The following is a 12,964-nucleotide window of genomic DNA, read 5'->3' on the forward strand; positions in this document are numbered from 1 at the left end:
CATTTCGCATGCCGACTTATTGTTATAGTTCTTCTAATATCTGGTCGCGGCGCGAGATATTCAAGTACTTAGTAATTTTTCTCTCTGTTTAAGATAGGAGTGATTCACTTCTATTCGTGTTTTGCACAAAAAGTGCCACCAATATTGGCCTGTTTTCCTAATCTTAATAGTGTCACTTGTTTCATTGTTGATGATTTCCAAAAAATTCATCGATAAACCCCGTCTCACTATTTCTCAATGTTGAGCCTTCAATGAAACTAGGGGAGTGAGCTTATGACACGCATCTCCTTGATGGTTAGACTACGTGCACATCATCAAGGACATACGACTGCAATTCGACATGCGAAGCACTGGGGAGAGTTATGATTGGTCACGAGTTTGATTCCAAATTAGACGTTATCGAGGTTAGAGGACAGGCGTTTCTAGTCACGAATGATGCGAGAATCATTGGCCTCGAAAAAGGCATGCACATCGCGCCGAATCAAGTACTTTTGACAAACAACGACAGTGATGTCGTGGTTGCCCTAGATGGCAACGTCTTTCAAATCGATAGCCAATGCGCTTCCTGTTTGGTTCCTGCAACCGCGGGTCAAGATGCTTCTATTGCGACAACGCCAATTCAAGCCTATTTCAATGGTGAGGTATTGGATTCAGATTTGCCTTTGAATCTTGACGTTGCCCAGCTCCAAGAATTGATTTTACAAGGTGTCGACCCCACCGAAATCTTTGAAGAAGCAGCAGCTGGTGAAGCCGCTGAAGGTTCTTCGAATGCAGGTTTCGTCGTTATTGAGTACCTTAATGCCTCCACACTTGCTGAAGCCGGGTTCGATACCACAGGACCGGCAGGTGATAGCAATATCATTCCAGACTTCTTTGGCGACGATGACAATCGCAACGATGGCGGTGATACCACACCGCCTGTTCCGCCTCCTCATGTTGATGGTGCTGGTGGCCAGCGCATTTCGCTTTCCGTCGATGAAGGTGATCTCGATAACTCACCTTACGGCGCACCGACCACGGCGGCGTTTACGATTGAAGCTGGCACTGAAGCGTTAAATCCCAGAACGCTACAAATTGCGCCGAGTGCTTTAACACAATTTGAGACGGAATTGAGCACGATCACTTCAGGTGGTGAACCTGTCGTGTTCACACGTTCAAGCACGGCGTCTGGTGATACGGGTACGTTTACGCTGGTGGGGACGGTTGATGGCGAAGTGGTCATCACTTTGACGGTGACGGCAACACAAGATGGCGACGATTTGTCTGTCAGTGCCACGCTCGATCAATCTGCACCGCTGGACCATTTGAGTGGTTCAGGCACATACATTGAAATCAACGGTGATGCGATCACCATTGATTTGCCGTTACAAGTGGCTGATAGCTCTGGCGACTTACTTCAACAACCTGCGCAAATTCAGTTAATCAGCAACGATGGTGCCGCCCCTATTGTGGGTACCGCTAGCGTTGAGATAGAAGAGCCGCAAAACAACCCCGTCAGCGAGAAGCGCGAATCCACGACTGAAGGCATTGATCTTGGCAGCGACAATATCACCAAAATTGAGTTTGACAATACACAAGCCAAGCTCGCTTTTGATGGTGTCACCAGCCATAACCAAGAAACCTGGGTGGACACTTCTGTTGATGGTGTGGTGACCCTACGCGTCGTTGGCTCGGACGAGGCCGTACTTGAGATTTCGCTAAAAGTACCGTCTGCGTCGGGTGAAACCGCCGCGTATGAAGTGACACAATTTTTGCCTATCGACCAAGATGAAGATGTTGTCGGTGATGGCAACTTTGAACAGTCTACATTTACACTGCCGTTCAAGGTTTACGATAACGACGGCGATGTGAGTAATGATTCCGAGGTGACGTTCACCATTAAAGATGGTGTACCGACAGCGGGAGGCGAGCGCCTGAATGCTGCCGGTGATCCACAAGACTTCTTGGCTATCGATGAATCGGGTACTAGCCAAGATACCTCTGAACGAAATTCAGCGACAGGTTCATTTGATATTGAAGCGGCGTCGGACAAGTTGATGCCAGACACGTTGAGCATTGAAGATTTTGCATCGCTTCAAACAGAGTTGATGGAGCTTCAGAACAATGCGGGTGAAAATGTTGATGACGTAAGCTTGGTGGAGAGTACTGATGCAAGTGGTAATCGTGTTCTGACGATCACCGCATCCATCGGTGGCGAACCGGCGTTGGAGTTTGTGTTCACTGCTACACAAGCTGCGGGCGCTATCGATGTCACGGTAGAAACGGCATTCCATCAATATACACCGCTTATTCATCCGCAAGACCCAGATGCAGCGCAGCAAAGTGGCAATGTCACCGCGGATGACAAGACCATTACCATCAAAATTCCGGTACAAATCCAAGACTCTGATGGCAATAGCCTCATAAATCCTGACTCGACCTTTGACCCAAGCGCACCTGATCATCAAGGCCGTGTGGTGACATTCGAAGTGACGGACAATGCGACCGAGACGATTGATGAGACCACGGTTGATGCAATAACGGTTGATGAAAGTGGCATTGATGGCAGTGCGACCAGTCACCAAGGCTCGCAAACCAGCGGCACTTTGAACATTGATGATACCAACAACAGTGGTAGCCCAAACAACTTGAATGTGCATGATGGCTCGGGAGACACGTTAGCGGATTTCAATTTTGAAACCGACTACGTGACGTACCCTGATGGCCAGCCTGTCGAGTCGGGCGGCTTTCCTGTTCGTATGGAACAACGCCCTGAAGGCGATACCTTCCCGAAAACCTATTACGGCGTTGCAGATGATAATTCTGGTGACCTACGTGATGTATATAAAGTGGTCCTCGCGTCAGATGGCACTTTCTCCTTTGAATTATTAGCAGGGCTTGATCACGCAGAAGGTGATGGTATTAACACCTTAACCTTTAATCTGACCGCTTTCGCTACCGATGCTGATGGTGACGTCGCATCAAAAATCACTGTGCCGATCACTGTTACCGATGACATTCCGCGTACAGAAGGCAATTTGTCTATCGACATTGATGATCTCGATACCGGCGCTATCTCGGTCAATGTCTTTGAAATCACCGACCCATCACAAAACCCTGGCATTGAAGACCTACAAGGGGCAGATAGCAACACCCTCATTACCCGTATCTTTAATGGTGAAGAGTGGGTGGATGTGTCAACGCGTCGTGAATCTGAAATTGATATCTTCTCAGAAGCGGATCCAAGCATCCAAATCGGTACCGTCGTGATTGACCCAAGGACCGATCCTGTTGGCCAAATCACGTTTAACTTAACCGATGAAGAGTTCACTGGGTCGATTGATCAGTCCCTTCGCTATGAAGTCACGGATGGCGATGGTGACAAAGTAGAAGGCAGTATCTCGCTGGTCATTGATGTCGATGCGGCGGGTGGACAAAAAGTGTCACTTACCGTCAACGAAGGTGATTTGGATGACGCGACCTACAGTGAAGCATCAAGTTCAACCTTCGCGATTGAAGCGGGTACAGAACGTTTGGTGCCAGGGTCTCTGCAAATCGCACCAAGTGCACTTGCCTTGTTTGAGTCAGAACTGGCGACGATTACTGCAGGTGGCGAGCCCGTTGTCTTTTCGCACAGCGTGGAAGGTGACGACGTCGGCACCTTTACCTTGGTCGGTAAAGTGGGTGATGAGGTCGTTGTGACGCTCACCGTCGTTGCCGAGCAAGACGGCAATAGTTTATCCGTCACGGCTACATTAGATCAGACGGCACCGCTGGACCATAGCTCGGGCACAGGCACTTACGTCAACATTGATGGTGACCAGCTAACCATCAACTTGCCGTTGCAAGTTGAGGATACGACGGGCGAATTGATGTTGGCGCCGGCCGAAATCACCATGGTCAGTAACGATGGCGCGGCACCAATCATTGAAGATGTGGCGGTTGAACTGCAAGAACCACAGAATAACGCAACGGATCCTGTTGTTTCTTCTACGTCCGACGGTGTTGATTTGGGCAGTGATGAAATCAGCAAAATAGAGTTTGATGCAACGGCGGCTGAAAGCGCGTTTGACGGCATCACAAGCAATGGTGAAGAAACCTATGTCGATACGTCTGTCGAGGGCGTTATCACACTGCGTGTGACGGGCACTGATGAAGCGGTACTCGAAATCGCAATGAAAGCGCCAGAATCAAGCGGCGATGATGTTTCTTATGAAGTGAAACAGTTCCTTCCCTTCGACCAGAATGAAGACGTTAGCGGCGATGGCAATTTCGAGCAATCGACCTTTAACCTGCCGTTTACTGTCTTCGACGCGGATGGCGACGAGAGCAACAGCGCGGAAGTGAGCATTACCATCAAAGATGGTGTGCCAACAACCGGTGGTGAGCAACTGGATGGCAGCGGAAATCCTGTCGACATACTTGAGCTCAGTGAGAATGTCACAACCCAAGATGCATCAGAATCTAATTCTGCAACAGGCTCGTTCGATTTAATTGCTACATCTGACAAATTGGTGCCTGATACATTAAGTATTGAAGATTTTGCGTCATTGCAGACCGAGTTGATGGAGCTGCAAAATAACGAGGGCGAGAACGTCGATAGCGTGACGCTGGTTGAAAGTGTCGACGGCGACGGTAATCGCGTGTTGACCGTTGCCGCATCTGTTGGCGGGGAGACAGTGCTTGAGTTTGTCTTTACTGCAACGCAAGCCGCAGATTCTCTGGATGTCACGGTAGAGACCGCGTTCCATCAATACGCGCCATTGAATCATCCACAAGATCCAAGCACTGCGCAGCAAGAAGGTGGTGTGACGGCAAATGGTGACGTTATTTCGATCAAAATTCCTGTCCAAATCCTCGATTCTGATGGCAACAGTCTGATCAACCCTGACAGCACCTACGACCCAAGTGCGCCAGATACACAAGGACGCATCGTCACATTTGAAATTAAAGATGATCAAGTCGATACGGCAGAAGAAAGCACCGCCGATACCCTCACTGTGAATGAAAACAGCATTGATGGCAGTGCGACGAGCCACCAAGGCTCTCAAGCCAGCGGTAACTTGAACATTGATGACACCAACGACAGTGGCAATCCTAACAACCTCGATACCAACGATGGTGTGGGCGACAACTTGAAGGATTTCAATTTTGAAACCGACTACATCACATACCCTGACGGTCAGCCGCTGTTGTCAGGAGGTTTTCCTGTCCGGATGGAACTGCGCCCTGAAGGCGATACGTTCCCGAAAACCTATTATGGCGTTGCCAGTGATGAGAACGGTGATGATCGTGATGTTTATTCATTAGTATTGGAGTCTGATGGCTCATTTTCTTTTGAGTTGCTGGCAGGGCTCGATCACGCAGAAGGCGATGGGATCAATACCCTGAGCTTCAACCTGACGGCATTCGCGACTGACGCTGATGGGGACGTTGTTTCTCAAGTCACCGTTCCAATCACAGTGACCGATGATGTGCCGCGCACAGAAGGTAACCTCGCCATTGCGATTGATGATCTCGACGGCACACCAGTGACCGTTTCACTGGATGTGTTTGAGATCACTGACCCATCACAAAACTCTGGCATTGAAGACCTACAAGGGGCGGATAGCGTAACGTTAATCACGCGTTTGTTTAACGGTATTGAATGGGTGGATGTGTCTACGCGCAGTGACTCTGAGATAGACATTTACTCAGAAACGGATAACGCTATCAAGATTGGTACGGTGGACATTGACCCTCGTACAAGCCCTATAGGGCAAATCACCTTCACGTCAACGGACGCCAATGTGATTGGTTCCGTTGATCAAAACATCCTTTTTGAAGTGACCGATGCAGATGGTGACGTGGTTGAAGGCAGTATTGCGCTGACCATCGAAGACCAAATACCCACCATTGTTGTGAACCCATCGACATCGGGAGAGCAGCAAGAAATCAGCGGCGTGGAAGACCAAGGTCAAGACAACACCGATACCGAAGCCGATGGCGTGACGCCTGCGAATGGCGTTGCGATCAACATGCAATTGAGTGTGGGTGATAACGATCTGGGTGAAGCGCTCGAAGAGAACGGCAGTTTAGTACTCAACGGTGAAGTGACCCTCGCAACACGTGATGCTGCTGGTGACATTGGCGGGACGTTCTACTTTAACGGCACGGCGATTACACCTGATGGTGATGGAAACATTGTGTTTGATAGCACCATGTTTGAAGCCGTTGATGGTTCAGACCCTATTACGTTTAACCTCGTGGGCATTACCTTTATTCCTGACCCTGATTACTCGTCATATGACGACACTGATCTGATTGAGTTTGATGTCGAGCTTGAGGTCAATGGCCACGACCCTGTCTTTACGTCATCACCGATGCAAATCAATATTGACGGCATCGCGGATACGCCAAGTATCACCTTGATTGGTGACGCCGCCGATGGTGTGTTTGAGATTCAAGAAGATCACGACCCGTTTGACCCGTTCAACCCGGAACCTTTCCGTTTAGGGGATTTAGTCAGCACCGAACTGCAAGACACAGACGGTTCAGAAACGTTAGGTCTTGAGATTACGCTTTCACCTGATGTGGGTGAGTTACGCGGTGGACGCATCGTTCTTGAAGACGGTGTGTGGAAGTTGGCCGATCCGTCATTGTTGAGCGGCGTGAGCTTTACACCGGATGAAAACTTCAGTGGTGATATTACGGTCACCGTGAAAGCCATTTCGACAGAAAGTGACCCAGCATCAGTCAATACTGCTGAGACGGACACTTCGTTCATCATTCGCGTTGAACCTGTTGCGGACGATGCTCGGCTCACGACGCGACGTGTCTTTGGTACGGAAGATGCGGGTAATGCTGACCCAGACATTGCTGAGGGCAACACTGCCATTGCCCTTGGTAGTGCGATCACGTTGCAGTCGCTGGAAGATACCGACGGTTCAGAGGAGCTCTTCGTCCGCATTTTTGACATTCCAGATGGGGCAGTGCTGCAACTGAATGATGGCACGACAATCACGCCACTTACTGATACTGACCGCGTGTCGATTGACGATTTGGACAAACTTGAAATTGTGCCTCCTGTGCACAGCAATGAAAACTTCACCTTGCAGGTTGAAGGTATCGTTGTAGATACAGCCACAGGCTCTGCTGACAGTGAACGTATCATTTCAGCTGAACCGATAGATGTCGTTATCGCGGGTGTCGCTGATGTTCCCGTGTTTGACGTTAACAACCCGGGCACTGATGCCGGAGAATGGGCATTTGATACTGACACTGGCATTGTGTCGACAACCGTGCCGGAAGATGGCGTCGCGGGTGACGGATTGGTTGCAGTCGATTTCAACCTGGTGTCTGGAGAAAATGCGCTATCGCCGTCAGACACATCAGAATCTCTGTCTCTGATCATTTCAAATCTCCCTGAAGGTTTGAGTTTTGTTCAAATCGACGGCAGCGGCGCAGAAACCGAAGTAGAAATTACCTTTGCGGGCTGGGTGACGAACGATGCGGGTGAATCCGTACAAAGCTATGTGATTGACCACAGCACGTTTGCAGATGGCAATGTTTATATCAAGTTGCCACCAAACCTCACTGAAGATATCAAAATCGATGCGCGTGTAGTTGCCACGGAAAATGACGGTGATGAAGCCGTTCTAGATACCTCTATAGAAATCAAGATCGACACCCCTCAGATTGATGCCGAGGATTATGTGGAATCCACGTCTATCGGCAAAGAAGATGAGTGGGTCAACATCAATTGGAAGCCTGATCTGTCAATCGCTGGTATCGATGAATCCAACGCTCAAGGTGCGGAAGAGATCGTTGTCGGTGCTGTAATTTCGGGTTTTGAAGCCACTGACAGTGTTCAACTGGTGAAAGGCACAGACGTAATTACGCTGACGCCAGCCGGTGGCACCATTGTGATCTCAGAAGCACAGATCACTGATGGCTACCAATTGCAGGTGAAACGCGCAGAAGACAGCGATATAGACCTGACGCTGAATACCGTTGTAACGGTAAGGCAGTCTGATTTCGAAGACCCTTCAATCACCACAGAGAAGGACATTGAAGGTGTGGTGAACATTAACATCGAAGCTAAAGTCGAAGAAGACAGCGTGTTGACCTTCGTTGATAGTACTGGGGCTTCAACGTCAACCCTGTCCACAGAGACTAACGGCGTGCTCGAGTTGAAGAATGCGATTCGATACGACGAACTCGATTTATCGAGTGAAGAAGTGCCAATCAAGGTGGTTATCACTGATCTTGCCGATGGGTTCTATGTCACGAATGCTCTTTATGACGGGGACGGTGGTTGGATTCTGAATGACCCTAACGACTTTAACATCGTAGCGCCGGAAAGTTCGAGCGGCACGACCACGTTTACTTTGTCGGCATTGATCGTTGATGGAGGTGACAATAATGAGGGCGATGAAAGCCTACCTGTGAAGGTGAGCAGCAATACCATTACGTTGACTTACCAGAACAATACTGACGTGGACAATGTTGCACAGGCTATCACTGTGCCTACAGCCCCTGTCGTGGCAACGGGCGATGAAGATAATCCAATCTCTTTACAAAGTTTGGGCGAAGCATTAAATCTAACGTGGCCGACAACCGGTGACACGGAGTTTGACCAGGTTTCCTTTGTCATCAAAGGCGAAGATTTACCGCAAGGTGCAGTGGTTGGCGGGGCGAACTATCACATAGATACTGATACCTATGTATTTGATCCACCGGGTATGCAATCCTCAGGTAACGCGTATCCAGACGGTTTTGATCTGACTGAACTTACGATCACAGCCCCCACCGACTTTGCTGGCGAACTACAAATACCGATTTCAATCGTTAACGTGGATTCGTCGAGCGGTAACACGTCAACCGTCGATGTGACCGTGGAACTGCACGTTAACCCGTTAGCGGACGTGTTACCGCCAACAGGTACAGAGCAGCCGAGCGATAATTCCTCCGATTACAGTTTATCGTTGACGGTGAAAGAAACCCAAGGGCTTGATGAAAATCAACAGCCTGTGACGGGAACGGCAACTGAAGAAGTGGTGTTTGATGAGGCGCTAGAAGATGGCCTTGTGATCCTTAGCATGTCAGTCTTATTGGCTGATGTAGATGCAGTGAATGGCGAAGAAACGATTTCAAATGTCGTACTGACCGTTGATGAAAGCATGGGTAAGTTTTTGCTGCCAGACGGGACAGAAAGTACGACGATTTCGCTAGATGGCATGGATATTACCAATATCAAATTTAAACCAGCGCCAGATTTTAGTGGTGAAGTCAGCATTGACGGGAGCTTAACCATCACAGATACGGCGACCATTGATGGATCGGAAGTGTCAGATTCTCGCGATGTCACCACGTCCTTCACGTTTGACGTGACGCCAGTGAATGACACCGTCACCATCACGCAAGATGGCGTGGGACTCACTGATGGTGAAGAGATCGAAGTTGAAGGCACTGAAGACGTATCTGGTGGTATTTCACTGGCGTCTATCGGTGCATCTTTCAGTGATGTCGATGGGTCTGAAACCCTCTCATCGGTGATTGTTAGCAACGTGCCAGAAGGCTTTACACTCAATGCACCTGCATCTAATGCCGGTGGAGGGCAGTGGGTCATTGCTGCTGAAGATTTGTCTAATCTGACAAGTCTGTCTGAAATAGCCCTAGTGCCGCCGAAAGACTTTAGCGGGACAGTAGATGTCGTGTTGACGATTTACACCAAAGAAGCGGGATTGAACTTTGTTGTTGGTGAAAGCCAAGATCTCACGCTGACGGTTACGCCTGAAGGCGATGGTGCAACTGCAAGTGTCGTTGCAACGGCGTCTACAACAGAAGACACGGCAGTCACGCTTGAGATGGAAATTAATGCCATTGACGCAAACCCTAGCTTGAACACTGCGGGTCAACCTGCTGGCGTGAGCTTTACAGAAAATGGCCCAGAGACCCTACTGATCACGGTTTCAGGCATTCCTGCCGGCGGTAAGATCATCCTCCCTGATGGTGTAACAGGTACCGTAACACCTGAAACGTCTGACGGAGGTGAGGTTGTTGTCGCCGTTGATAATACCAGCTTGAACGATTTGACCTTCTTACCACCGCCGGATGCAAATGGCGAGTTCGTCTTAGATTTGGCGATTCAAACATCCGACAATGGCCAAGTCTCGGCTGATGTGGTGAACAAACAAGTCACTGTGTCAGTGTCTGCTGTGAATGATGCCCCAGTCAACATCATTGCTGACAGCTATGCTGCAGAGGAAGACGCCATTTTGACCATCACCGACCTTCAAGTCAGTGATGTTGATGTGGCGGAAGGAACCTCGATTGTTGCTGTTGAACTTGTGGTGGGCGCAGGCAACGTGCTTGACCTAGTCGGTGATACAACAGGTATTGATGTCACGGGTCAAGGCACCAATACCCTCATATTAGAAGGTGATATTGATGCGATTAACACCTTACTTGCTGAGGGTGTAACGTACGAGTTTGCGGGTGAGAACACCTCAGGCTCGGATGAGATTCAAATGACCACCCGTGACCGAGGTAACTTCGGAACGGGCGGTCAGAAATTTGACCGAGATACGGTGGATATCATCGTTGCACCGAAAGCGGACTTACCCGAACTGACATCCGCAGCGCAATTGGCATCCATGCGTGCAGCAACGGGTGCATTAATGCCATTACTTGGCCTAATGGCCAGTGTGGTTGACCCCATTGCTGATGAGTTCTCCGTGACATTCAGTGGACTAGGTACTGTTGGCCAGGTGGTTGATAGCACTGGCAGGCCAGTGGGCACCGATAACGGTGACGGAACGTGGACGTTTGACCAAGGCACACTCGCGATGACCGACCTGTCGACGCTTAACCTCACGTTTAGTGGCCAGCCAGCGGGTGACGTGACAATTACAGCACTGTCTGATGTGGGTGACGGTGAACCGCTGTCATCAACCATTACAGTCAATGTCGATGTCGTGGATACGGCGACTGATGCCGTGTTGAACGACGCCGACAACAGCAATGCTGACCTTGTGATTGATGGCACAGCCAATACCACGGTATATGGCGGTGCAGCTGACGACATCCTTGTCGGTGGCTTAGGCGAGGACATCCTTGTCGGTGGGGCCGGTGATGATGAGCTGTGGGGCGGAGAGCGTAACGGTACCGGTGATGGTGAGAAAGACACCTTCGCGTGGGAGTCGGGCGACTTTGGTACCGCAGCGGCACCAGCAACTGACACCATCAAAGACTTTGAAACAGGCGTTGATGTTATCGACATTTCTGCCGCATTCGCAGCAGATGGGATCTTCACCTTTACGGAATTGGCGAATCGTCTCGACATTCAAACCGTTGATGGCAATACACGCATTCAAGTGTTGGATGAATCAAGCAGCCCGATTCAAAACATCATTGTTGAAGGCAAAACGCTCGATAACTTGCTAGGTATGGATGCGACGACCTTGACGCAAGATGAAGTGCTTGAATCCATGTTAATGGCAGGTCAACTAGTCGTGTTCGATTCATCGGCCACGCAGTTTGGTACTGAAGCAGATGATGCCTTGGTGGCAAACCCAGCAGGTGAACGTGTTTTTGCGGGTGATGGCAATGACACCATAGAAGCAGGGCTTGGTGATGACATTCTTGTCGGCGAAGAAGGTGATGATGTGTATACCTGGACTGCATCTAGCGTTAGCACAACGTCAAACACTGATACCATCGCTGACTTTGAATTGGGTGACAGTGTCACGGGTGACAAGCTTGATGTTTCAGCACTTCTGCCGGATACGGTGGATAGCTCATCCAGTATTGCAGAGCTTCTCGATTACATTCGTCCTGAAATGACAGACGATGGATTGACCTTGCACGTTTCGCAAACAGCGGGCGGCACAGAGGTACAAGACATCGTGCTGCACAATGTTGGCTTCACCGAGCTGGGTCTCGACTCCGGGGCCACAGGCACGCAAATCCTTGATGAACTGCTTCAGCAGCAAGCGTTGAAACTCGATTAATGTTCGTAGTGACAAATTAAATGTCATGATATGAAAAGCACTGCACTCTTGCGGTGCTTTTTCTTACCGCTGCTGTTCGTTTACTGTCGGCGGCGCTATATTGAAGAAAATCAATAAGACAGTTGAACCATGAAAACCTTATTTGCTCACCGAGGTATGTCCTCTCTCGCACCAGAAAACACGTTAGCCGCATTCTCTCTTGCCCCTCAATATGGACTTGATTGGATTGAGTGTGATGTCGATATTCTTGCAGACGGTACCATTGTCGTCAGCCATGATGATACCTTGGATCGCTGCACTGATCGCCCTGGCAGTCTTTATGATTTAACACGAGAAGACCTGCAAGATATCGATGCGGGCAGTTGGTTTGCTGATGAATTTATAGGGGAACCACTTCCGACATTCGCTGACTTGATCGCCCTAGTGAATACCCTCGAGATCAACGTTAACGTCGAAATCAAATCGTGTACCGCAGGGTGGGAGATGTCAGAAAAGCTGATTGATGGCGTGCTGTCTGAATTGAAGAACCTGAACAAAACCAGCGACCTTCTCGTGTCGTGTTTCAACCCGCTTGTACTGGCGGAATTCAAACGTCGCAGCCCACACACTAACGTGGCGTGTTTGTTCTCTCGAGAGATGTTGTTAGAAGGTGATTGGCTCTCTGTTTTGCAAGCGTGTAAAGCAGATGCCATCAACGTTGATAACGAAGGGCTGACGAAAGAACAGGTGATTGAAATGAAAAGCCATGGCTATGCCGTTAACGTGTATACCGTGAACCATTTAGGGCGCGCCAATCAGCTCTTTAACTGGGGCGTTGATGGAGTGTTCACGGATGTTGGGCAAAATTTCCCTTCTCGATACCGACATCTTAATCAAGAAAAATAGTATAAGTTCCTCTTATTGATAGGTGGTGCTTATTGAATTGATAATAAGCACCCATTATCCCTCCCGCCTTCGTTGCCGTAATCTAACCCCATAAGCAAAGAGGACAT

2 protein-coding genes are annotated in these 12,964 nt (G+C 49.3%); both read left to right on the top strand.

Annotation, left to right across the window (positions count from 1 at the left end):
- The first annotated feature begins 362 nt into the window (after positions 1-362).
- Positions 363-11,972 carry a retention module-containing protein gene (locus BM082_RS01910; protein WP_074925038.1) on the top strand — a complete coding sequence of 3,870 codons (11,610 nt, stop codon included), beginning with the start codon at positions 363-365 and terminating at the stop codon, positions 11,970-11,972.
- A gap of 129 nt (positions 11,973-12,101) precedes the next feature.
- Entirely contained in the window at positions 12,102-12,857 is a 756-nt protein-coding gene (locus BM082_RS01915) for a glycerophosphodiester phosphodiesterase family protein (RefSeq protein WP_017017359.1), read from the top strand.
- Positions 12,858-12,964 lie beyond the last annotated feature (107 nt).

Source organism: Enterovibrio norvegicus DSM 15893 (assembly GCF_900115495.1).
In the GTDB taxonomy this organism is placed as follows: Bacteria; Pseudomonadota; Gammaproteobacteria; order Enterobacterales; family Vibrionaceae; genus Enterovibrio; species Enterovibrio norvegicus.

What these genes read in the sequence shown, in the direction of transcription:
- BM082_RS01910 (WP_074925038.1), top strand. Translation starts at nt 363, where the DNA reads ATGATTGGTCACGAGTTTGATTCCAAATTAGACGTTATCGAGGTTAGA.
- BM082_RS01915 (WP_017017359.1), top strand. Translation starts at nt 12,102, where the DNA reads ATGAAAACCTTATTTGCTCACCGAGGTATGTCCTCTCTCGCACCAGAA.